Below are 21,239 nucleotides of genomic sequence, written 5' to 3'. Positions count from 1 at the left end.
GAGGGGGGAAGGGCCGGGGATGGGGGTGACACGGCTTTTCAGGATGCGGCTTGGCCGCGCCCGAACCCGCCGGCGCTTCCACCCCCACCCCTGCCCCTCCCCCATCGAGGGGGAGGGAAAGAACCTTTCGAGGAGCAGACCATGAAAGACCTCAGCGGCCTGATGAAGCAGGCCCAGGCCATGCAGCAGAAACTGGCCGACGCCCAGGCCCGCCTCGCCGAGGTGGTCATCGAAGGCACCGCCGGCGGCGGCATGGTCACCGTCACCCTGTCGGGCGGCGGCGACCTGAAGAAGGTCGTGCTGGACGACAGCCTGATCGAGCCGGGCGAAGGCGAGGTCATCGCCGACCTGATCGTCGCCGCCCACGCCGACGCCAAGAAGAAGCTGGAAGCCAAGCAGGCCCAGATGATGCAGGAAGCCGCCGGCCCGATGGCCGGCCTGATGGGCGGCATGCCCGGGATGAAGTTCTGATTTCGGACGCGAAAACCTCGTCCTTCGACAAGCTCAGGATGAGGCTTTCTACTGACGCGGCGTGATTTTGGTCCTCACCCTGAGCTTGTCGAAGGGCGAGGACCACGCACAGCCTGAACAAGAGAGACAATGGCCGCCTCCGCCGGACCCGAGATCGAGCGCCTGATCGCCCTGCTGTCGAAGCTGCCGGGCCTTGGACCGCGCTCGGGCCGGCGGGCGGCCCTGGCCCTGCTGAAGAAGCGCGACACGCTGCTGGCCCCGCTGTCGGCGGCGATGGCCGACGCCCAGGCCAAGGTGAAGACCTGCTCCACCTGCGGCTCGCTCGACACCACCGACCCCTGCGCGGTGTGCGCGGACGGCTCACGCGACGTGCGCCTGCTGTGCGTGGTCGAGGAGGTCGGCTCGGTGTGGGCGATGGAGCGCGGCGGCTCGTTCAAGGGACGCTACCACGTGCTGGGCGGCCTGCTGTCGGCGCTGGACGGCGTGGGTCCCGAGACCCTGCGGGTGGGCGAGCTGCTGGAGCGGGCCTCCAGCGGCGAGGTCGCCGAGGTGATCCTGGCCCTGCCCGCCACGGTCGACGGCCAGACCACCGCCCACTACCTGGCCGACCGCCTGGCCCAGACCAACGTGCCGGTGACGATGCTGGCCCGCGGCGTTCCCGTCGGCGGCGACCTCGACTGGCTCGACGACGGCACGATCGCCCAGGCGCTGAGGGCGCGAAGGCCGGCCTGAACTCACCTTCTCCCATAGGGAGAAGGTGGAGCCCGCGCCGTAGGCGTGGGAGGATGAGGGGTTACACCCTTTCCGGACCATCCTGACGACATGGCGAGAACGACAGCGCGAAACGGCCGCCGTCTAAACCCCTCACCCTCCCAGGCTTCGCCTGGGCCCCTCCCTCTCCCTCTGGGAGAGGGTCTTTAAGGATGAGAGAGGTTTCACGGAACAACCACCGCCTTGCCCACCACCCGCCGCGACGCCAGCAGCTCGAACGCCTCGCGCCAGCGGTCCAGCGGGACCTCGGCGTGGACGTGCGGGCGGATCGTTCCGGCCTGCGCCATCGCCCACACCGCCGCCTGGTCCTCGACCCCGCGCTCGGGAAACTGGCGGCCGTACTCGCCGGCCCGCACGCCCATCACCGAGATCCCCTTGATCAGCGGGATATTGGCCGAGACCGTGGGGATCCGCCCCGAGGTGAAGCCGATCACCAAGAGCCGGCCGTCGAAGGCCAGGCACCGCAGGCTCTCGTCGAAGACGTCGCCGCCCACGGGGTCGTAGACCACGTCCACCCCGCGCCCGCCGGTGATCGCCTTCACCTGGTCGCGGAAACCGCCGGTGACGTTGACGACAGCGTCAGGGGCATAGAGCCGCGAGACCTGCGCCAGCTTGTCGTCCGAGGCCGAGGCGGCGATCACCCTCGCGCCCATGGCCTTGGCCAGATCCACCGCCGCCAGCCCCACCCCGCCCGCCGCGCCATGCACCAGCAGCCACTCGCCGGCCTGCAGGTTGGCCCGCCGCACCAGCGCCACGCGAGCCGTCAGATAGGCCGCGCCGTAGGAGGCCGCCTCGGCGAACGACAGCCGCCCGGGCTTGGGCTTCAGCGCTCTGGCCGGAACGACGATGTATTCCGCGAAGGCTCCGGTGCGCGCGCCGCCGACCACCGCCGCGCCGACCTCCAGGCCCGCAACGCCCTCACCCAGGGCCGCCACCTCGCCGGCGAAGTCGAGGCCCGGCGTGAACGGCAGGTCCGGCTTCAGCTGGTACTCGCCGCGGGTCATCAGCAGGTCGGGGAAGTTGACGCTGGCGGCCCTGACGCGGACCAGCACCGCGCCGGGTCCTGGCGCCGGAGTCGGGACCTCGCGGACCGCGCAGCCGGCGAAGTCGGGCGCCAGCGCCTCGACGACGAGCGCCTTCACGCGCCGCGCCGCCCCTCGATCTCCGCCCGCACCAGCGCCGCGATCTCGCGGCAGGCGGCATCCGCCGCCGGCACCGCGCCGGTGAAGGCGGTGAACCCATGCGCCAGGCTGTCGTAGCAGCGGTAGGTGGTGGGCACGCCGGCCGCGATCAGCCGCTTGGCGTAGGCCTCGCCCTGGTCGACCAGCGGGTCGAAGCCGGCGGTGACGACGATGGCGGGCGCCAGGCCCGTCAGGTCTGCGGTCTTGTCCGGCGACAGGCGCGGGTCGGCCGGATCGGCCTCGGGGCCCATGTAGTGGCCCATGAACCACTCCATGATCGGACGGCTCAGCGGATAGCTGTCGGCATAGACGCCCATCGACGGCGTCTCGCTGGCCACGTCGACGGCGGGATAGATCAGGAGCTGGAAGGCCGGCTGGGCCTCGCCCGTGCGCTTGGCCTCCTGGGCCAGCACGGCGGCGAAGTTGCCGCCCATGCTGTCGCCGCCGATCGCGGCCTCTCCCGGCGCCGCGCCGAAGCGGGCGGCGTTGTCGCGGCCCCAGCGCCAGGCGGCCAGCACGTCGTCGAGCCCCGCGGGGAAGCGATGGTCCGGCGCCAGGCGGTAGTCGACCGACAGCACGGCGGTCTTGGCGATGCGCGCCAGGATCCCGCAGAAGGCGTGGCAGGTCTCCAGATCCCCGATCACCCCGCCGCCGAAATGGGCGAAGACGATCAGCGGCGCGGCGCTGTCCTGCTCGGCCGGGCGATAGGCGCGGATCGGGATCTGGCCGCCGGGGCCGTCTATCGTCAGGCTCTCGTTGCGCACCCCGACCTCGGGCGGGCCCGAGACCGCCAGCAGGCCCTTGGCGCTGCCCGCCCGCGCCTCCTGCGGCGACAGGGTGGTCATCGACGGCAGGCCCTTGGCCGCGTTGGCGAAGAACTGGAAGCGCGGATCCAGGGTGCGTCCGCCGCGATAGACGACGCCCCCGCCGCTCAGCGCCCGCAGGATCGGGGTCGGCAGCGACAGGATCGTCTTGAGGACCAGCTTCTGGATGTCGGCCATTCGGGGGCTCTTTCTCTCTGCTTCAGCGGAACCGCCCTCGTCCTTCGACAAGCTCAGGATGAGGGCTACAGACAGGTCGGGGCGACAGAAACCTCTTCCTGAGCCTGTCGAAGGACGAGGTTTCGGTCAGGGCCTGGGCAGCGCCGGCAGGCCGCCGAGGATCAGGCCGACGGCGAAGGCAGTGGCGCCTTGCGTATCCATCGGCCGGCGCTCGAGCATCTTGTCGCCGACCTCGCGGGCCACGGCGATGCAGGCGGCGGTCAGGTAGTCGAGGTCCACGGGGGGCGCGTGGTCGCGCTCCAGCACCCGCTCGAAGGCCTCGCGCACCTCGGCGAAGACGGCGGTGACCTCAGGCGTGGCGCGCACCTGCGGATGGGTTTCGCCGGCCGGGCGGTTGACCCGCCAGGTCTCGTGCTCGGCGGCCAGGAAGTCGAAATAGGCCCGCATGGCCCCGCGCAGGAACGAGGCGAAGTCGGTCGCCTTCTCGAACTCCACCCGCAGCAGCGGCCGGAAGCGCCGCGCCCCGTCGTCGGCGAGGGCGTCGAACACCTCCTCCTTGGACTTGTAGTAGTTGTAGAAGGTGCCCGAAGCCAAACCGGTCAGGCGGATGATGTCGCGCACCGTGGCCCCGTCATAGCCCAGCTCGCCGAACACCTGCCGGGCCGCGTCCAGTATGGCCTGGCGGTTGGCGGTCTTGGTGCGCTCGCGCTTGCCCGGGCGATTGTCCTCGCGCGGCGGCATGGCGGGGAAATAGGCGATGTTCGACATCGAGGCGCGGCTCTTTTGTTGGGCGGCGTCAATGACGCCCCGTCAGGATTTGAGCCTCGTTCCGGGCGCGGAGCAAGAGGAGATGCGACAAGATCCTCCCCCTCCGGGGAAGGTGGCCCGAAGGGCCGGAGGGGGGCCGTTTTCAGCTTTCGAGGCATTGGCCGCTTCCCCCCTCCGTCGGCTTCGCCGACGCCTCCCCCACAAGGGGAGGATCTCAGGGGGTTCTGACGAACGTCGCCTTGCAGCGGGCGTCGCAGCGGGCCCATTCGGACGGGCAGCTGTCGTCGTCGGTGTTGGCGCGGCAGAAGTAGTAGGTCTTGGCGCACACGGCCTTGCAGGCGGCCGGATCGGCGCCGGGCCTGGGCGACTGCAGCGGGATCGGCGGCGGGATCACCGCCTGGGCGCTGGGGGCCGGCGTGGCTTCCGGGGCGGGCGTCGACAGGGCGCGGCGCGCATGGGTCTGGGCCCCGGCCGACGAGGCCAGGGCGGCGACCAACAGCAGGGCGGACAGGGCGCGACGCATGGCTTGCGAGTCTAGGGACTGATCCGCCGAAAAGAAACCGCGCCCGGACGTCGCGGGCGCTCTCGACGAACGGCCCTGCGCCCCTACATTGAGGCCCATGCTCAAGCACGCCGGACGCGCCCTTGCCGCCTTCACCCTGCTCTTCGTCTCCTTCGTCGCGACGGGCGGCGTGATGGCCGCGGTCGGGCACAAGCCCCCGCGTGGGACCTTCGTCGACATCGGCGAGGGTCGTAAGCTGCGGCTGGTGTGCGAGGGCGAGGCCACCCACGCCGATCGCCCCACCGTCTGGCTGGAAGCCGGCGCCTTCGGCTTCGCCGCCGACTGGGGCGCGACCCAGGACGCCCTGGCCGCCGCCGGCTGGCGCGCCTGCGCCTATGACCGCGCCGGCATGGGCTATTCGCCCAAGGGACCGGCCCCGCGCGACGGCCTGGCCATCGTGGCCGACTTCGAGAAGCTGGTCGCCGCCTCGGGCGAGAAAGGCCCCTACATCCTGGTCGGCCACTCGATGGCGGGCCTGCGCCTGCGCGAATACGCCGGCCGCAACCCCGACAAGGTCGCGGGCCTGGTGCTGGTCGACGCCGCGACGCCGGAAGCAGCCAAGATCCGCCGCGCCCAGGGCTTCATCAAGTCGTTCGTGTTCATCTCGCGCGCGGCGGCGCTGGGGGCCTCGACCGGCCTCTACAAGCCGCTGGTCTATACCCGCCTGGGCGACAAGATCGGCCTGCCGCCGGACGCCAAGGCCGAAAAGCGCTGGGGCTTCGCCAACGGCCGCCACAACCGCACCTCGGCCCAGGAGGTCACCCTGTGGGCCCAGGCCTCCGACCAGGCCGCCGCCCAGCCGCCGTTCAAGCCCGAATGGCCGGTGGCCGTGGTCACCGCCGGCGCCCGTGTCGGCGATCGCGCCCAGTGGAAGGACATGCAGGCCGCCCCCGCCAAGGCCTCGCAGCACGGCTATGTCGACCACGTGGCCGGCGCCACCCACACCCGCCTGCTGGGCGGCGAGTTCGCCGACCACATCGTGCGGGCGGTCGAGTTCGTGGCGAAGGCGCAGGGGAAGGCGCCCCAGGCGCTGGTGGACGTGACGGCGCCGTAGATGCTCCCCCTGAAGGGGGAGCTGTCGGCGAAGCCGACTGAGGGGGAAGGGATTGCTGCGTCTGGGGCTTGTACCGCCTTATCAGACACTTCCCCCTCCGGCCCTTCGGGCCACCTCCCCCATCAGGGGGAGGATCTTTCTTACCCCCCCAGCTCTTCCGAGCGCTTCACCGCCGCCGCCAGGGCGCGGGGCAGGAGGTCGCCGAAACCGCCCTCGCCCATCAGCACCGACAGGGCCGCGGCCGTGGTGCCGCCCGGCGAGGTGACCTGCTTGCGCAGTTCGGCGGGCTCCTCGCCGCCGGCCGCCAGCAGGGCCGAGGCGCCGGCGATGGTGGCGCGGGCCAGGCGGGCGGAGTCCTCGGGCGACAGGCCCTGGCCGACGCCGGCGGCTTCCAGCGCTTCGATGAAGGCGTAGAGATAGGCCGGGGCCGAGCCGGAGACGGCGGTGGCGGCGTGCATCAGCTGCTCGTCGGCCAGTTCGACCGTGGCGGCGACCGGGGCCAGCAGGGCCTTGGCCGCCTCCAGCGCCTCGGCGGTGTCGGCATAGAGGCTGGCCGCGCCCTGGCCGATGGCCACGGCGGTCGTCGGCATCACCCGCGCCACGCGCCGGCCGCCGAAGGCTTGCGCGATGTCGGCCGCGCGCACCCCGGCGGCGATCGAGACGATGATGGCGTCGGGGGCCAGGTGCGGAACCACGTCCGCGACCGCCTCGCGCCAGATCTGCGGCTTGACCGCCAGCAGCACCACCTTGGCGGCGGAAAGCGCCTCCAGCGGCGGATTGACCACCGCGCCGGGGAAGGCCTCGTCGGTCGCGGCCGGGTCGCGAACGATCAGGTCGGAGAGGGCGAAAGCCCCGGTCTTGCGCCAGCCCTCGATCAGGGCCCCGCCCATGCGGCCCGCGCCGAGCAGAAGGATGGGGGTCATGGGCAAAGCTCCCGCGTGTCTGGTGTCGCAGGGCGCTTAGCGCGGCATGGGGGCGGCGTCACCTGTTTGGTGAGGCGGCGCCCGTTTGATGATTGTCGGGAGAGCTTGAGGCGCCTGCTCCTCCCTCGCGAAGCGGGGGAGGTGGCGCGCTGCGGATACGCAGCGTGACGGAGGGGGCGAGAGACAGAGCGCCGAGCTTGAACTCGCCCCCTCCACCACTTCGTGGTCCCCCTCCCCCGTTTCACGGGGGAGGAACTTAGGCTCTTAAGCCTGGCCGACCGTCTCGAACATGCAGGCGGCCATGGCCTCGTCGGGGGTCTTGGCGCCGTGCAGCAGGAAGTCGAAGGCCGGGTAGAAGCGGTCGGCGGCTTCCACCGCCGCGTCGATCATCGAGGCGGCCTGGGCCATGGTCGGGCGCTCGCCCGACGGCAGGGCCAGGGCGTGGCGGAACACCACCTCGCCGTCGTCGGTCCAGACCTCGAAGTGACCCAGCCAGACGCGCTGGTTGATCATCGACAGCAGCTCGTAGGCGGCCGGGCGCTTGGTCTTGGACGCCCGCAGGTCGAGCGAGAGGCACAGCTGCAGGCAGTCGGCCTCAGGACGCCAGGCGAACCAGAGCTCGTAATCCTTCCAGTCGCCGGTCAGGGCGAAGGCGAGATCGCCGTCCTCCGTCCGGTCGAAGGTCAGGTTTTCGGCGGCCAGCACGTGCTCGACCACCTCAAGGGGATCCAGCGCCAGCAGGACGTCGTCGTCGGGTTGGGTGTCCATCAGAACCTTTGGCCCCCGGGGGCGATGACGGGCGTGGGACCCGCCGGGTGTCGCCCACGAAAGAAGAGTCTAAGCTGCTTCGCGCGTTTGGCCACAACAGCGTTCACGCTTGGAGCGAGCGGTAAACGATTTATTCGCCCTTTTGCGCGGGTTTGTCGCCCTTCGGAGTCGCCTTCTTCGCGGCGGGCTTGGCGGCGGCCTTTTCAGGGGCGGCCTTCTCGGCCTTCAGGGCCGCGACTTCGGCCTGCAGGGCGGCCACCTGGGCCTTCAGGACCTCGAGATCGTCGCGACGCACCAGGTCCAGCTCGGCGGCCCAGCGGTCGGCCTGGGCGCGGAACGCCGTCTTGGCTTCGTCGCCGGCGGTCTGGGCGATGCCCATGGCGGCCTGGGTGAACTTGGCGAATTCGTCGAGGAAGGGGTTCTGGCTGTGCATCTTCGTTCCGGCCGGGCGCAAATCGCCCACAGTTCTTTATATGGTGCGCAGGGGATGAAAGCGAACGGGTAACCAGCTATCCCTGCGACCATCTGTCCCGAACGGAGCCGAACGGCGTGATCTTTCCGGAATTCGACCCCGTCCTCGTCCAGCTGGGTCCCTTCGCCATCCGCTGGTACGCCCTGGCCTACGTGGCCGGCATCCTGCTGGGCTGGCGCTACGCGGTGCGGCTGGTGAAGACCCCGCGCCTGTGGGGCGGCCGCGCGCCGACCGCCACGCCCGAGCAGATCGACGACCTCGTCCTGTGGATCACGCTGGGCATCATCCTGGGCGGGCGCCTCGGCTACGTCCTGTTCTACAGCCCGTCGACGATCTGGACCCGGCCGCTGGAGATCCTGCAGGTCTGGCACGGCGGCATGAGCTTCCACGGCGGCTTCCTGGGCGTCTGCCTGGCCGTCATCCTGTTCGCCCGAAAGAACGGCGTCGACCTGCTGAAGCTGGGCGACCTCGTGGCCCCGGTCGCGCCGCTGGGCCTGCTGTTCGGCCGCCTGGCCAACTTCGTCAACGGCGAGCTGTGGGGCCGCACCACCGACGTTCCCTGGGGCGTGGTGTTCTGCAACGACCGCATCCGCGACCTGGAAGGCGGCGCCTGCGTCGCCGGCGAACTGCCCCGCCATCCCAGCCAGCTCTACGAGGCCGCGCTGGAAGGGGTGCTGCTGTTCCTGATCCTGCGCCTGGCCACCCACCGCTTTGCCTTCCTGCAGCGCCGGGGCGGGCTCGTGGGCCTGTTCATGCTCTGCTACGGCCTGTTCCGCGCCAGCCTCGAGAACGTGCGCCAGCCCGACGCCTTCATGCCCAACTTCCCGCTGGGCCTGACCATGGGGATGATGCTGTCGACCCCGATGCTGCTGGTCGGCGGCTGGCTGGTGTGGAAAGCGCTGAAGCAGCCGGTCGTCGCCCCCGCGGAGACGGTCCAGCCTTGAGCCTGAGCAAGCCCGCGCTGCTTGGCCGCCTTAAGGCCCAGATCGCCCAGGACGGCCCGATCAGCGTCCCGGAATACTTCACCCGCTGCCTGCACGATCCGCGCGACGGCTATTACGCCAACCGGCCGGCGCTGGGCGCCGAGGGCGACTTCGTCACCGCCCCCGGCGTCAGCCAGATGTTCGGCGAACTGATCGGCCTGTGGCTGATGGAGACCTGGGATCGCCTGGGCCGCCCGGCCCCGTTCCGCCTGGTCGAGATGGGGCCGGGCGACGGCACGCTGATGAGCGACATCCTGCGCGCTGGCCGCCTGCTGCCCGCCTTCCTGGAGGCCGCCGACCTGTGGCTGGTCGAGGTCTCGCCGGTGCTGCGCGCGGCGCAGAAGGAAAAGCTCTCCGGCGCCTCGGTGCAGTGGGCCGATCGGCTGGAAGAGGTTCGCGCCGGCGCGCCGCTGCTGCTGGTCGCCAACGAACTTTTGGACTGCCTGCCCGCCCGCCAGTTCGTGAAGACCGCCGACGGCTGGGCCGAACGGGTCGTGGGGCTGAGCGAAGACGGCGAACTGGCGTTCGGGCTTAAACAACTCTCTCCCCTCCCCCTTGATGGGGGAGGGGTCGGGGGTGGGGGTGGTCGCGGCGCCAAGCACCGCACCGCCCTCGCCAGCGGAACCGCCTTCACCCCCATCCCCAGCCCTTCCCCCATCGAGGGGGAAGGGAGCCTGCCGTTGGGAACCATCCTGGAATCCTCGCCTGCCCAGGCGGCGCTCGGCTCGGAGCTCGGCCATCGCCTGGCCCGCGACGGCGGCGCCGCCCTGCTGATCGACTACGGCCGCGCCACGAGCGAGCCCGGCGACACCCTGCAGGCCCTGCGCGCCCACCGGAAGGAAGGCCCGCTGGACAATCCCGGCCAGGCCGACCTGACCGTCTGGGCCGACTTCCCCTCCGTGCTGGAGGCGGCCCGGCAGGCCGGAGCCAGCGCGCCGCCGGTGATCACCCAGGGCGACTTCCTGCGCGCCCTCGGGATCGAGGCCCGCGCCCAGGCTCTGGCCGCCGCGCGGCCCGATCGCGCCGAGGTCGTCGCAAGACAGCTTGATCGCCTGACCGGAGCGGCGCAGATGGGCGATCTCTTCAAGGTCGCGTGCCTGAGCGCGCCGGGGCTCAATCCCCCGCTCTTCGAGGACGAGGCATGACCAAAGCATCGCTCCCCACCGTCCAGTCTTCGCTGCTGGCCTCCGTGCCGGGCCTGCGCCACGCCTTCTTCACCCGCAACGGCGGCGTCTCGCAGGGGCTGTACGACAGCCTCAATGTCGGCCGCGGCAGCCAGGACGAGCCGGCCGACGTGATCGAGAACCGCGCCCGGGCCGCGCGCTGGTTCGGCGCGGCGCGCGAAGACCTCAACACCTGCTTCCAGATCCACTCGACCATCGCCATCGTCGCCGACGGCTCGTGGGGCGACGCCCGCCCGCAGGGCGACGCCGTGGTCAGCAAGACGCCGGGCGTGGTCTGCGGCGCGCTGCACGCCGACTGCGCCCCGGTGCTGATCGTCGATCCCGAGGCCCGCGTGGTGGCCGCCGCCCACGCCGGCTGGCGCGGGGCGCTGGACGGGGTGGTGCAGGCCGCCGTCGACTCCATGGTCGAACTGGGCGGACGCCCCGACCGCATGGTCGCCGCCGTCGGCCCCTGCATCGGCCCGGACTCCTATGAGGTGGGCCTGGAGTTCTTCGCCAAGTTCGAGGCCGACTGCCCCGGCTCCAAGCGGTTCTTCAAGCCCGGCAAGACCGAAGAAAAGCGCCATTTCGACCTTCCCGCCTTCGTGCTCGACCGCATCGCCACCGCCGGCGTCGAGCAGCGCGAATGGGTCGGCCGCGACACCTGCGCCGAGGGCGACCACTTCTTCTCCAACCGCCGCGCGGTGCTGAGCGGCCAGAAGGACTACGGCCGGCTGCTGTCGGCGATCATGCTGGAGGGGTGAAGGGGATCCTCCCCCTGAAGGGGGAGGTGTCGGCGCAGCCGACGGAGGGGGAAGTCCGCGCGAACCGGCCACCGTCTCGAAAGCTGAAAACGTCCCCCCTCCGGCCCTCCGGGCCACCTCCCCCAGGAGGGGGAGGATCCTTAAGCTGCGGCCTCAACGACACGAAACGTTCACGAAGCGCAACCTGGGGCCATAAGCGGGTTGCCCCCAGGCGGATCGCTGCTAGAAGGCCCGGCAACGGCGTCCCCCACCCGAGAATCCAAAATGAAGCTGCTGTCCGGCAACTCCAACCGTCCGCTGGCCCAGGCCATCGCGGAGTACCTCGACATGCCGCTGACCCGCGCCCAGGTGCGCCGGTTCGCCGACCTTGAGGTGTTCGTCACCATCGACGAGAACGTCCGCGGCGAGGACGTCTTCGTGATCCAGTCGACGAGCTACCCGGCCAACGACAACCTGATGGAACTGCTGATCTGCATCGACGCGCTCAAGCGCGCCTCGGGCAAGCGGATCACCGCGGTGCTGCCCTACTTCGGCTACGCCCGCCAGGACCGCAAGACCGGCGGCCGCACCCCGATCTCGGCCAAGCTGGTGGCCAACCTGATTACCCGCTCGGGCGCCGACCGCGTGTTGACGATGGATCTGCATGCCGGCCAGATCCAGGGCTTCTTCGACATCCCGACCGACAACCTGCTGCCCTCGCGCCTGCTGGCCGACGACATCATCAAGAACTACCCGCTGGGCGACGACCTGATGGTCGTCTCGCCGGACGTCGGCGGCGTGGTCCGCGCCCGCGCCCTGGCCAAGCGCCTGGACGACGCCGACCTGGCCATCGTCGACAAGCGCCGCTCGGGCCCGGGCCAGTCGGAAGTGATGAACATCATCGGCGACGTGCAAGGCCGCCGCTGCATCCTGTTCGACGACATCGCCGACTCCGCCGGCACCCTGTGCAACGCCGCCCAGGCCCTGATCAACCACGGCGCCGTCTCGGTCAGCGCCTATGTGACGCACGGCGTGCTGTCGGGCGCGGCCGCCGAGCGCGTGGCCAACTCGGTGCTGACCGAGCTGGTGGTCACCGACTCCATCGAGGCCTCCGACATCACCAAGGCCTGCCCGAAGATCCGCTACGTCTCGTGCGCCCCGCTGATCGGCGAGGCCATCCGCCGCATCGCCAACGAAGAGTCGGTCTCGAAGCTGTTCGACTAAAGTCCCTATTGTTCCGACCAATCCCCGCGAAAGCGGGGACCCAGGTGTTTTATCGTCGAGCGCCCCGCGTTTCAGAGAAAGCCTGGGTCCCCGCTTTCGCGGGGATTTTACGGTTGAGGGATATCCACCCCCCCCTCTCCGTTAACCCCCGGAACCGCGCCGCCACATCAGCGCCACATTTTCCGTCGGCGAAATATCCAACGGAATCCGCGCTCTCGCGGAAATCGCGACATAGTCCCGCTTGTCAAAGTCTGGTTAACGGACTGACTGTCACAATGTCGCCCGTCGGCGATGTTAAGCCGGCTCCAGTCACACGGGGATGTCGTCAGCATGCTTTTCAACCTGCGTCCGCACGCCGCCATCACGGCCGTCGCGCTCGCCGCGGCCTCGATCCTGGCCAGCTGCTCCACCCCGCCCGCGCCGACGCCCCCGCCTGTCGTCAAGGCCCCGCCGGCCCCGCCGCCCATCACCCTGTCGAGCAAGGTGGTCGAGCGCGCCAGCGCCTTCCGCGGCTACATGCAGCGCGCCGGCGCCATCGACGCCAACTTCCAGAACGGCGAGCAGATCCAGGCCTCGCTGAAGGTCGGCGTCGGCTACGAGCAGAAGCACTTCCTCAGCGGCGTCATGTCGTACGGCGCGGTGCTGGCCCTTCAGGATCCCACGTTCGTGGCCTCGGTGCGCGCCTTCGCCGCCGATCCGGCCCAGCGCCAGCAGGTCATCAACCAGCTGATCGCCGATCCGGCCTACGCCGTCGGCTTCAAGGGCAGCGACACCGCCGCGGCCCGCATCATCGACACCCTCGGCGCCGACGGCCTCAAGGTCTACCAGGCCGGCAAGAAGGTGAAGCAGTCGGCCTACGACGTGCAGCGCGTGGCCTGGTCGAAGGCCGCCGTCACCGACCGCGACGCTCGCCTGGCCTACGCCAAGAGCGCCTCGACCGTCCCGGCCCTGGCCGACACCGCCGACGTGGCCCAGCTTCAGCAGGCGACCCTGGTGACGGTCAACGCCCCGCCGGCGCCGGCGCCGGCCGCGGCCAGCATCGACGCGGCCATCGACGCCACCGCCGCGCCGGCCGGCCCGCGCTCGGCCCCGCCGCCCTATCGCCCGACCGTCATCCGCAGCCTAGCCGTGGCCGCCCTGGCCGCCCTCGGCGCGGCCGGCGACGACAACCTGGCCACCATCGACGCCATCATGGCCGAGCCCAGCAGCGCCTCGTGCCTGAACATGGCCAAGCTGAACCTCTACCAGTGCCTGGCCGTGTCCAAGCCGCACTACGAAGACATCTTCTGCCTGGGCCAGCACGCCATGATCGACACCGGCGCCTGCGTCATCAAGGCCTCGGGCTCGCCGATGCCGGTCGAGCCCCTTCCGCCCCCGCCGCCGGAAAAGCCGACCGCCAAGAAGAAGACGACCGCCAAGCCGGCGGCCGTGAAGAAGAAGAAAGCCTGATCCAGCCATCCCCGGCTGACAGCGAGAGGGCCGCCGGATTGCACCAGCGGCCCTCTTCGTGTATTGGGCGCCCTCCTGAAAACGTCGACCGAGCGGGGCAATCCGGCCTTGTGCGGCGATTTCGCATTCCGAGGGCATGGGCCCTCAAGAGAGAACTGACATGGCCGATATCATCCTGAACGTCGAAATCCGTGAGCGCGCCGGCACCGGCGGCGCTCGTGAAACCCGCCGCGCCGGCCTCGTGCCCGGCGTGCTGTACGGCGGCGACAAGGGCCCCGTGAACGTCGCGGTGAAGACCAACGAATTCCGCAAGGCGCTCTACACCGGCAAGCTGCTCGGCCACCTGGTCACGCTGCAGCACGGCGAAGACAAGCAATCGGTCATCGCCAAGTCGGTCCAGTTCCACCCGGTCACCGACGAGCCGATCCACTTCGACCTGTTCCGCGTCGGCGAGCACCAGCTGATCAAGATCGAAGTGCCGGTGCACTTCAAGAACCACGAAACCTCGATCGGCCTGAAGAAGGGCGGCTCGCTGGAAGTGATCCGTCACACCGTCGAGCTGGCCTGCCCGGCCGACCAGATCCCCGAAGAGCTGGTCATCGACCTGGCCTCGCACGACATCGGCGACACCATCCGCATCTCGGAAGTGAAGCTGCCGGAAGGCGTGAAGCCGGCCGTGGACCGCGACTTCGTGATCGCGACCCTGAAGGCCTCGGCCTCGGCCCAGTCGGACGCCGGCGACACCACCACCGAAGGCTGATCCAGGCTCGGTTTGACGACCGAACTGATCTAGGAAGCGGGCGGGCCTTCGGGTCCGCCCGTTTTCGTTTGGCCCACCCTCGCCCTTCGACAGGCTCAGGGTGAGGGCTACTGGAAGGCCGAATTCGAAACCTCGTCCTGAGCTTGTCCCCCGGGCTCGATCAAAGATCGACCCGAGGATGAACTCCGGACGAGGTTTTCGCTCCACATCTTTTGGGACCTAGCGATGCTGATCCTCGCCGGCCTCGGCAACCCCGAGCCCAAGTACGAGAAGAACCGCCACAACGTCGGCTTCATGGCCGTGGACGCCATCGCACGCAAATGGGGCACGGCGCCCTGGCGCGCGCGCTTCCAGGGCCTGGCCTGCGAAGGGCAGGTCCAGACGCCCGACGGCGTGGTCAAGCTGCTGCTGCTCAAGCCCAAGACCTATTACAACGAGGCCGGCCGCGCCGTGGGCGAGGCGATGAAGTTCTTCAAGCTGTCGCCGGCCGACGTCATCGTCTTCCACGACGAGATCGACATGGCCCCCGGCCGCTTCCGGATGAAGGCCGGCGGCGGGGCGGCGGGCAACAACGGCATCCGCTCGGTGACCAGCCAGATCGGCGACGCCTTCCGCCGCGGCCGCATCGGCGTGGGCCATCCGGGCGACAAGGCCATGGTCATGCACTACGTGCTGGGCGACTTCCACAAGGTCGAGCACCAGTGGCTGGACCCGCTGCTGGACGCGATGACCGACGCCCTGCCCTTCGCCGCCGCCGGCGACGACGAGCGCTATCAGGCCGAGGTCCTGCGCCTGGCCCCCTCCCCCAAGGCCGACCCGAAGAAGCCGCGCGGGGAATAGGGTCGATGCCCCCTCGCTCTTAGAGAGAGGGAGGGGCCCATGCGGAGCATGGGAGGGTGAGAGGTTCACCGTCGGCCCAATCTGGCGCCACGCGAATTGGTCAGTCCGCGCCAAACGGTTGGGCGCGCTGGATATCCCCTTTCGGAGCGGCCGCTGCTTCCCTAGTCGGACATCAAGGTGCGGCGGAGCTAGGCCTGCGCCTGACTATTACGCAGACGGCGCCCAAGACCCTGGGCGCGGTCAGCATTACCCTCTGGCGCCCCCTAACGGGGGTGTCCTTCCCCCCGCCGCGGCGGACACATAGCATCAGCAAATGCCGGCGTGTGCTCATAGACTAACTGGCACATGCTGCTCGCGACCCAAGTCGGACGTTGCAATCTGCCGCCTTGCCTAGGCATGGTCGTGGAATGGCCGCCCAGTCACAGACTCTCGTTGCAACCAGCGTCATCTACTACAGCCCTCTGGATGAGAGCGCGTTCTTCGAGTGGCTGGATCGGATTGACTGCGTCGCCCGCTACGATGGGCTCGGCTCTGACCTGACAATCACGCTGTCGCGTGCGCCGGACGACGACGAACTCAGAGAGTTCATCGCATTGTTCCATCGGTATGGCGTGGATATGCGCCAACTCGCAGCATTCGGCGAGGGGGTGGATCGCGCCTGGTTTCGCAAGCCGAGCATGTTCTGGCGCGATGCCGTGTTCGGCTGAGGCGACGTCCCTTAACGACCCTCAGCGGACGTTGCCGGTGTCCGCTTCGGACCCGCTGGTCACTTTCTGGCGCTTGGCCAAGGACCGGCAACCGGCACGCCTACTCTTCGTCGCTTCCAGGTGGGCCGCGCTCAAGCATCCTGGACATCAAGGCGATCAGCCGGTCGCGGTCGGCCTCATCCCAGCCGGTGAAATGATCTTCCATTCTTTGCCTGCGCGCCGCGGCCACCCGTGAAAGCATCTCCTCGCCGGCTTTCGTCAGGGCCAGTTGACGGGCGCGCTGGTCGTCCGGATCGCTGGTCCGGGTCAGCAGCCCAAGCTGCTCCAGCTTCACGACCTGGCGGCTGACCGTCGAGTGGTCACGCCCAACCAGGTTGGCCAATTCGGCGACGTTGAAGTCCGGGTTCAGCGCTACCCTCGACAGTAACGGGAAAAGCGCCCGATCCAGCCGCACCCCCGAGGCCGCAAGCAAACTCGCGTCGAGGTCCAGCCGATTGACACGGTCGGAGATGGCGATCAGTGCGCCGTGCAAGCGGTCGGTCCAGTCCATTATGTGCATTATGCATATTGTTGTTGCGCTCCGCCACCCATTCGGTTACGCCCATTTATATGCAAAACCCATACATATAGAGGCGAGTCATGACCCAGGTTTTGGTGGTTGGCGCAGGCGCCACGGGAATGACACTGGCGATCGAACTGCTGCGCCGAGGCGTCGAGGTTCGCATCATCGACGTAGCGACCGACTACTTCACCGGTTCACGCGGCAAGGGAATTCAGCCGCGCTCCCTCGAACTACTCGACATGATGGGGCTGGCCGACGAGGTGACGGCCAGTGGAACGCTCTATCCCTTCATCAAGCTTCACATCGGCCCCATCGGGAAAAAAGCTTGGTCGCTAGGCACGCATGATGTTCCGACCGAGGATCGCCCCTTCCCAAACCTGATCATGCTGGAGCAATGGCGCACCGAGGAGATTCTCAGGGCCAAGGTCGAGGCGCTGGGTGGCCGGATCGAGCTCGGCGCCGGCCTTGAAGCGCTCGTTCAGGACGACAAGCAGGTGAGCGTTACGCTGACCACCGGCGAGCGCGTGACCGCCGACTACGTCGCCGCATGCGACGGGGGACGCAGCAAGACGCGCGGCCTGCTGGGCCTGAAGCTCTACGGCTCCGCCGTCGACGAGAAGACCAGCATCGTTGCGGATATGGAGATCGAAGGGCTCGACCGGAATTTCTGGCACGCCTACCCACTGCGGCGAGGCGGGCTGCATTCGCTGGCGCCCCTGCCCAACGGCGATCTCTTTCAGTTGCAGGCGCCGGAGCAGATCGCCGCCGGCGGCCTCGAAAAGGGGGTCGCGCGCCTTACCGGCAAGACGGTCCGGCGCGTCGCTTGGCAATCGCGCTATCGCCACCAGGCGCGGATGGTCGATCGCTACGATGTTGGCCGCGTGTTCATTGCGGGCGATGCAGCCCACATCCATCCGCCGTCTGGCGCACAGGGCCTGAACACCGGACTTCAGGACGCCTTCAACCTGGGCTGGAAGCTGGTGTCGGCGATCCGGACGGGCGATGCGTCGATCCTTGAGACCTACGGAGCCGAGCGCCTCCCCGTTGCCGCCACCGTCTTGGACGTGACCCAGCAGCTGCACGTCAGCGTGTCAAAGTCGCGAGGCGACCTGACCAATCAGTTGGGCCTCAGCTACCACGGCGGTCCGCTGGGGCAGGGCGCGGCGGTTGGCGACCTCAGTCCCGGCGACCGCGTCCCGGATCAACGGCTCGCTGACGGTCGCCGCCTTTTCGAGGCCATGCGCCACGGAAACGCGACCCAGATCATGCGGCCCGACCTCAACCACCTGCTCGTGCGGCCGGATGGCTACATTGCCGAGATCACGTCGGCGGAAGTGTCGACTTACCACGGGCACGCCGTCGTGCCGGTCGAAGCGGCGCGCTAGCCGCAGCGGAGCGTGGCAATGTCCGCTTCCCACCCTTCTCGGAAGTTTCCGGCGACCGCTTCGAGGGCGCCAAGCACCACGTCTTCGCGGCGCTGACCGTCCAGTGGGCTGGCGCCTACACTGGCCGGAGCGACCTCCGGTTCGCCCTTGATGAAAAAGGCTGACGCAGTGCGACGGCCCTGAGTTCCGGGTACGCACCAGGCGCCTTCCAGGGCGCCGATGGAAGCGGTGAGAGGCTGTAACCTCTCACCCTCCCCCGCTGCGCGGCGGGCCCCTCCCTCTCTCTTAAGAGAGAGGGGTTCACATCAGAACCGGTACTGCAGGCCCAGGTTAAACTGCCGGCCGGTGTGGGTGTAGACGAAGGTGCTGTCGCGGTCGGAGTCGATGAACTGCCGGTTGAAGCGGTCGAAGATGTTCAGCCCTTCCAGCGACAGCTTCAGGCGGTCGTTGATCTGGTACGAGGCGGCCATGTCGAAGGTCAGGTTGGCGTCGTAGCCCTCGACGTCCTGCAGCGGGTTGTTGGCCGGCAGGGCGACGATCGACTTGTCGCGGTACGAGGCCGAGACGCGGGCGCTGAACTTGGCGTCCTCGTAGTAGAGCGTGGCGTTGTAGGCGTTCTTCGACAGGCCCACGAGGTCGTTGGTGGTTACCCCGCCGGCGGCCAGGAAGTAGTCGATCTGGGAGTCGACATAGGTGTAGTTCACCAGCGCGCCGGTGTGGCGCAGGAAGCCCGGCAGGAAGGTGAAGGTCTGCTGGTAGTTGATCTCGAAACCCTTCAGCGGGCCGCCGGGGGTGTTGACCGGGCGGGTGACCGTGATCGGGGTGTTGTCGGGATCCACGCCCGAGGTTCCGATCAGCGACAGCGGCAGGCCGGTCTCGCGGAAGGTCATCTGCTGGGACTGGTTCTGCACATAGGTGGCGATGTCCTTGTAGAACACGCCCACGCCCAGCACCGAGCCCGGGGCGAAGTACCATTCGGCGCCCAGGTCCACCGTCGTGGCGCGGATCGGGTCGAGCTCGGGATTGCCCGAGGCGATCGACGGCGTGCCGGTCAGGTTCAGGCTGCCGCCCGGGGTCAGGAAGCCGAGGTCAGGCCGCGACACCACCTTGGCGGCCGAGAAGCGCACCACCAGGTCGTCGCGCAGGTCGACGGCGAAGTTCAGCGACGGCAGCACGTCGTGATAGCTGTGCTCGGCGGTCACCTGCTGGGGCGTGGCCCCGATCTGGTAGCCGCGCGACGCAAGGTCGGTCTGGGCGATGCGGAAGCCGACGTCGCCGCGCACGGGCAGGCCGCCGATCTCGGTGCGCAGGTCGGCCTGCAGATAGGCCGAGGTGACCTTCTCCTCCACCCGGCGGATGCCGCCGTAGTTGGGGATCAGGGCGTACATGCCGCTGTCGCTGTAGAGGTTCTGGCTGTCGACGAACTTGTCGTAGTCGATGGTCGCCCAGGACGACGGGAAGACGTCCTTCTTGATGCCGTTGCCGCCGAAGTCGTCGACGACCTTGGTCACCGCCTGCAGCTGGGCCGTGGTCAGGGTCGGCACCAGGAAGTTGTTCGCGCGCTGGCGGGCCGAGGTGTCGAAGGTGAACTCGTGGTGGTGGGCGCCGACCTTGATGGTCAGGTCGTCGTCGACGGCCCAGGCCAGGTTCAGCTCGGCGGTTTTGTAGATGTTGGTGGTGAAGATCTGCGACAGCCGCACCTCGGCGTTGGGCGCGGCGAAGGTATACTGGCTGGCGTCGGCAACATTGAAGCCGTGGGTGATCTTGGGCTGGTCGCGATCGTCGCGGAAGTCGATGGTCATGCTCGTGTTGGGACGCTGGAACATGATCGTCGTGGTGATCGGCTGGTCGTAGTCCGACTTCGAATAGCCGACGAGGCCCGAGATGGTGATGCTGTCGGTCAGCTCGTGCTTGCCGTTGAAGGTATACTGCTGGAAGACGTTCTTGAACTCGTCGTGCTGGGTGTCGGAGCGCACGTCCACGCCGTCGAAGCGGGCGTAGTCGACGTCGTAGACCTTCTGGCCGAAGTTGACGCCGGCGGTGTGGCTGGTTCCGGCCTCGCGCAGGATCAGTTCGCGGATGGCCGTCTGCGGCTTGCCGTTCTGGCTGATGGCCCGGGCGAACGAGAAGCCCTCCAGCCAGTTCTCCTCGCGCACCACGTCATAGTTCGAATAGAGGGCGTCGAAGCCGAACGAGGTGCGCTCGCTGGGCTTCCATTGCAGGGCCAGGGTGGCGCCGGTGCGCTCCTGGTCGTGGTGGAAGCGGCCGTAGCGCGGCAGGCGCGGGAAGAACACCGTCGAGCGGTTGCCCAGGTCGAAGAGGGTGTCGTTGGCGGCCGGGCGCGGCACGCCGGTGGCGCAGTTGGCCGCATCGGTGCCGTTGGCGGCGTTGAAGGCGGGGTTCGGGACCGGGCGGCCGACGGGCGTGCAGAAGCCGCCGTCGACCGTGGCCGGGTTCCAGCCGCCCGAGCCCCACTGGTCCTCGAGGAACTCGCGCTTGCTCCAGGCCAGCGAGGCCTGGGCGCCGAACTGGCCCCAGGCGGTGTCCCAGCGGTCGCCGAGCACGGCCGAGAGCTTCTTGTCGTTCTTCTTCGACAGGTCGTTGTAGCCCAGCGAGCCGCCGACCACGAAGGTGCGGCCCTTCTGGTCGAGCGGCTTGGCGATGTCGAGGTCGACCGTGGCGCCCAGCGAACCCTCGATCACCTCGGCCTGGGCGGTCTTGCGCACGGCGATGCCGCTGAACAGCTCCGAGGCGAAGGTGTTGAAATCGAAGCCCCGGCCCAGGTTCGCGCCGCGGTCGCTGGTGGTGGCGCCGCTGGTCGACTGGGCTTCCATGCCGTTGATGCGCACGCGGGTGAAGTTCGGCGGCAGGCCGCGCACGGTGATGGTGCGGCCCTCGCCGGCCACGCGGGTGATCGACACGCCCGGCACGCGCTGGATCGACTCGGCGAGGTTGGCGTCGGGGAAGTCGGCGATGTCCTCGGCCTTGATGGCGTCGACCACGCCCGAGGACTGGCGCTTGACGTTCAGGGCGCTCTTCAGACTTTCGCGGAAGCCGGTGACGATCACCTCTTCCACCGCATTCTCGGTGGTCTCGCCAGCGGGCGGAGAGGTTGTCTGGGCGCCGGCCGCGCCGGCCGCCAGGGCCGCCGACATAAGGACGGCCAAGGAACAGCCCGTCCGCAGACGCGAACCATACGAGGACGACGACGACATAGGTCCCTCCTGACGGCGGCGTCTCCATGGACCCGCCCTTATGTTTCCAACCCAAGCGCCGGTTTGCCCGGTCTGCTTATGTGTTTCGCGAGATAATCCCACATAGTGGATTGCACTCTCGCAATATAACGACACTAGTCGGACACATGACGAACACGCAAGGGGCTGTGTTGCGGGAACGGCCACGAGAGGCCGGTGAAACCTCGACCTGGGACGACCTCGCCGATTGACGGCCCG

The 21,239-nt window shown here is 68.9% G+C and carries 21 protein-coding genes; 12 read left to right on the top strand and 9 right to left on the bottom strand.

All coding sequences use genetic code 11. The features are described 5' to 3' along the window. Nucleotides 1-141 precede the first annotated feature (141 nt). The gene (locus ACODR1_RS01580) at nucleotides 142-471 is read left to right on the top strand and encodes a YbaB/EbfC family nucleoid-associated protein (protein WP_101718557.1); all 330 of its coding nucleotides are present in this window, start codon (nucleotides 142-144) and stop codon (nucleotides 469-471) included. 129 nt (nucleotides 472-600) lie between these two features. Then, nucleotides 601-1,203, top strand: coding sequence for a recombination mediator RecR (gene recR, locus ACODR1_RS01575; RefSeq protein ID WP_488878879.1), 603 nt, complete (start codon nucleotides 601-603; stop codon nucleotides 1,201-1,203). Nucleotides 1,204-1,406: 203 nt separating this feature from the next. Here the strand turns inward: recR and ACODR1_RS01570 are convergent, their stop codons facing one another. From ACODR1_RS01570 to ACODR1_RS01555, 4 genes are all read right to left on the bottom strand, one after another. Beyond that, entirely contained in the window at nucleotides 1,407-2,384 is a 978-nt protein-coding gene (locus ACODR1_RS01570) for an NADPH:quinone oxidoreductase family protein (RefSeq protein ID WP_488878878.1), read from the bottom strand. Beyond that, nucleotides 2,381-3,424: an alpha/beta hydrolase gene (locus ACODR1_RS01565; RefSeq protein WP_488878877.1), complete on the bottom strand. Its 1,044-nt coding sequence runs from the start codon at nucleotides 3,422-3,424 to the stop codon at nucleotides 2,381-2,383. Before ACODR1_RS01565 ends, ACODR1_RS01570 begins: the two co-directional genes overlap by 4 nt. 126 nt (nucleotides 3,425-3,550) lie before the next feature. Then, on the bottom strand, nucleotides 3,551-4,192 hold the full coding sequence (locus tag ACODR1_RS01560; protein WP_101713963.1) for a TetR/AcrR family transcriptional regulator: 642 nt from the start codon (nucleotides 4,190-4,192) through the stop codon (nucleotides 3,551-3,553). A 214-nt stretch (nucleotides 4,193-4,406) separates the two neighbouring features. Beyond that, a complete protein-coding gene (locus ACODR1_RS01555; protein ID WP_488878876.1) occupies nucleotides 4,407-4,715 on the bottom strand; it encodes a hypothetical protein in 309 nt (102 codons plus the stop codon). 97 nt (nucleotides 4,716-4,812) lie between these two features. Between ACODR1_RS01555 and ACODR1_RS01550 the strand changes: the two genes are divergently transcribed. Continuing rightward, nucleotides 4,813-5,808 (top strand): alpha/beta fold hydrolase, encoded by a 996-nt coding sequence (locus ACODR1_RS01550; RefSeq protein WP_488878875.1) that lies wholly within the window; start codon nucleotides 4,813-4,815, stop codon nucleotides 5,806-5,808. Between the two features lie 140 nt (nucleotides 5,809-5,948). Here the strand turns inward: ACODR1_RS01550 and proC are convergent, their stop codons facing one another. The 3 genes from proC to ACODR1_RS01535 all read right to left on the bottom strand — a co-directional run bounded on the left by proC (nucleotide 5,949) and on the right by ACODR1_RS01535 (nucleotide 7,932). After that, nucleotides 5,949-6,731: a pyrroline-5-carboxylate reductase gene (proC, locus tag ACODR1_RS01545; RefSeq protein ID WP_488878874.1), complete on the bottom strand. Its 783-nt coding sequence runs from the start codon at nucleotides 6,729-6,731 to the stop codon at nucleotides 5,949-5,951. A 264-nt stretch (nucleotides 6,732-6,995) separates the two neighbouring features. Then, nucleotides 6,996-7,499 (bottom strand): type III secretion system chaperone family protein, encoded by a 504-nt coding sequence (locus tag ACODR1_RS01540; RefSeq protein WP_101713958.1) that lies wholly within the window; start codon nucleotides 7,497-7,499, stop codon nucleotides 6,996-6,998. A gap of 130 nt (nucleotides 7,500-7,629) precedes the next feature. Continuing rightward, nucleotides 7,630-7,932, bottom strand: coding sequence for an accessory factor UbiK family protein (locus ACODR1_RS01535; RefSeq protein ID WP_116491014.1), 303 nt, complete (start codon nucleotides 7,930-7,932; stop codon nucleotides 7,630-7,632). Between the two features lie 116 nt (nucleotides 7,933-8,048). On the opposite strand from ACODR1_RS01535, the gene lgt reads away from it, so the two are divergent. The 8 genes from lgt (at nucleotide 8,049) to ACODR1_RS01495 (ending at nucleotide 15,840) form a co-directional block, all read left to right on the top strand. Beyond that, entirely contained in the window at nucleotides 8,049-8,915 is an 867-nt protein-coding gene (gene lgt, locus ACODR1_RS01530) for a prolipoprotein diacylglyceryl transferase (protein ID WP_488878873.1), read from the top strand. Beyond that, nucleotides 8,912-10,099: a class I SAM-dependent methyltransferase gene (locus ACODR1_RS01525; protein ID WP_488878872.1), complete on the top strand. Its 1,188-nt coding sequence runs from the start codon at nucleotides 8,912-8,914 to the stop codon at nucleotides 10,097-10,099. Before lgt ends, ACODR1_RS01525 begins: the two co-directional genes overlap by 4 nt. Next, entirely contained in the window at nucleotides 10,096-10,881 is a 786-nt protein-coding gene (gene pgeF, locus ACODR1_RS01520) for a peptidoglycan editing factor PgeF (protein WP_488878871.1), read from the top strand. The genes ACODR1_RS01525 and pgeF overlap by 4 nt, the downstream gene beginning before the upstream one ends. Nucleotides 10,882-11,145: 264 nt before the next feature. Next, entirely contained in the window at nucleotides 11,146-12,084 is a 939-nt protein-coding gene (locus ACODR1_RS01515) for a ribose-phosphate pyrophosphokinase (RefSeq protein WP_488878870.1), read from the top strand. Between the two features lie 330 nt (nucleotides 12,085-12,414). After that, nucleotides 12,415-13,533, top strand: coding sequence for a hypothetical protein (locus tag ACODR1_RS01510; RefSeq protein WP_488878869.1), 1,119 nt, complete (start codon nucleotides 12,415-12,417; stop codon nucleotides 13,531-13,533). Between the two features lie 160 nt (nucleotides 13,534-13,693). After that, the gene (locus ACODR1_RS01505; RefSeq protein ID WP_488878868.1) at nucleotides 13,694-14,293 is read left to right on the top strand and encodes a 50S ribosomal protein L25/general stress protein Ctc; all 600 of its coding nucleotides are present in this window, start codon (nucleotides 13,694-13,696) and stop codon (nucleotides 14,291-14,293) included. Between the two features lie 225 nt (nucleotides 14,294-14,518). Then, a complete protein-coding gene (gene pth, locus ACODR1_RS01500; protein ID WP_488878867.1) occupies nucleotides 14,519-15,133 on the top strand; it encodes an aminoacyl-tRNA hydrolase in 615 nt (204 codons plus the stop codon). Between the two features lie 407 nt (nucleotides 15,134-15,540). After that, nucleotides 15,541-15,840, top strand: coding sequence for a hypothetical protein (locus ACODR1_RS01495; protein ID WP_488878866.1), 300 nt, complete (start codon nucleotides 15,541-15,543; stop codon nucleotides 15,838-15,840). A gap of 100 nt (nucleotides 15,841-15,940) precedes the next feature. On the opposite strand, the gene ACODR1_RS01490 is transcribed toward ACODR1_RS01495, so the two are convergent. Beyond that, nucleotides 15,941-16,390: a MarR family winged helix-turn-helix transcriptional regulator gene (locus tag ACODR1_RS01490; protein ID WP_488878865.1), complete on the bottom strand. Its 450-nt coding sequence runs from the start codon at nucleotides 16,388-16,390 to the stop codon at nucleotides 15,941-15,943. A gap of 89 nt (nucleotides 16,391-16,479) precedes the next feature. On the opposite strand from ACODR1_RS01490, the gene ACODR1_RS01485 reads away from it, so the two are divergent. Then, nucleotides 16,480-17,787, top strand: a complete 1,308-nt coding sequence (locus ACODR1_RS01485; protein ID WP_488878864.1) for an FAD-dependent monooxygenase — start codon at nucleotides 16,480-16,482, stop codon at nucleotides 17,785-17,787. 305 nt (nucleotides 17,788-18,092) lie between these two features. On the opposite strand, the gene ACODR1_RS01480 is transcribed toward ACODR1_RS01485, so the two are convergent. Further along, nucleotides 18,093-20,954 (bottom strand): TonB-dependent receptor, encoded by a 2,862-nt coding sequence (locus ACODR1_RS01480; protein WP_488878863.1) that lies wholly within the window; start codon nucleotides 20,952-20,954, stop codon nucleotides 18,093-18,095. Between the last annotated feature and the right edge of the window lie 285 nt (nucleotides 20,955-21,239).

This window comes from Caulobacter sp. FG7 (assembly GCF_057808875.1).
The sequence above is the reverse complement of the archived record's forward strand: the minus strand, read 5'-3'. Positions and strand labels throughout refer to the sequence as shown.

What these genes read in the sequence shown, in the direction of transcription:
- ACODR1_RS01515 (WP_488878870.1), top strand. Translation starts at nt 11,146, where the DNA reads ATGAAGCTGCTGTCCGGCAACTCCAACCGTCCGCTGGCCCAGGCCATC.
- ACODR1_RS01540 (WP_101713958.1), bottom strand. Translation starts at nt 7,499, where the DNA reads ATGGACACCCAACCCGACGACGACGTCCTGCTGGCGCTGGATCCCCTT.
- pth (WP_488878867.1), top strand. Translation starts at nt 14,519, where the DNA reads ATGCTGATCCTCGCCGGCCTCGGCAACCCCGAGCCCAAGTACGAGAAG.
- ACODR1_RS01555 (WP_488878876.1), bottom strand. Translation starts at nt 4,715, where the DNA reads ATGCGTCGCGCCCTGTCCGCCCTGCTGTTGGTCGCCGCCCTGGCCTCG.
- ACODR1_RS01535 (WP_116491014.1), bottom strand. Translation starts at nt 7,932, where the DNA reads ATGCACAGCCAGAACCCCTTCCTCGACGAATTCGCCAAGTTCACCCAG.
- pgeF (WP_488878871.1), top strand. Translation starts at nt 10,096, where the DNA reads ATGACCAAAGCATCGCTCCCCACCGTCCAGTCTTCGCTGCTGGCCTCC.
- ACODR1_RS01580 (WP_101718557.1), top strand. Translation starts at nt 142, where the DNA reads ATGAAAGACCTCAGCGGCCTGATGAAGCAGGCCCAGGCCATGCAGCAG.
- ACODR1_RS01505 (WP_488878868.1), top strand. Translation starts at nt 13,694, where the DNA reads ATGGCCGATATCATCCTGAACGTCGAAATCCGTGAGCGCGCCGGCACC.
- proC (WP_488878874.1), bottom strand. Translation starts at nt 6,731, where the DNA reads ATGACCCCCATCCTTCTGCTCGGCGCGGGCCGCATGGGCGGGGCCCTG.
- ACODR1_RS01565 (WP_488878877.1), bottom strand. Translation starts at nt 3,424, where the DNA reads ATGGCCGACATCCAGAAGCTGGTCCTCAAGACGATCCTGTCGCTGCCG.
- ACODR1_RS01490 (WP_488878865.1), bottom strand. Translation starts at nt 16,390, where the DNA reads ATGGACTGGACCGACCGCTTGCACGGCGCACTGATCGCCATCTCCGAC.
- ACODR1_RS01495 (WP_488878866.1), top strand. Translation starts at nt 15,541, where the DNA reads ATGGCCGCCCAGTCACAGACTCTCGTTGCAACCAGCGTCATCTACTAC.
- ACODR1_RS01510 (WP_488878869.1), top strand. Translation starts at nt 12,415, where the DNA reads ATGCTTTTCAACCTGCGTCCGCACGCCGCCATCACGGCCGTCGCGCTC.
- ACODR1_RS01560 (WP_101713963.1), bottom strand. Translation starts at nt 4,192, where the DNA reads ATGTCGAACATCGCCTATTTCCCCGCCATGCCGCCGCGCGAGGACAAT.
- ACODR1_RS01550 (WP_488878875.1), top strand. Translation starts at nt 4,813, where the DNA reads ATGCTCAAGCACGCCGGACGCGCCCTTGCCGCCTTCACCCTGCTCTTC.
- recR (WP_488878879.1), top strand. Translation starts at nt 601, where the DNA reads ATGGCCGCCTCCGCCGGACCCGAGATCGAGCGCCTGATCGCCCTGCTG.
- ACODR1_RS01485 (WP_488878864.1), top strand. Translation starts at nt 16,480, where the DNA reads ATGACCCAGGTTTTGGTGGTTGGCGCAGGCGCCACGGGAATGACACTG.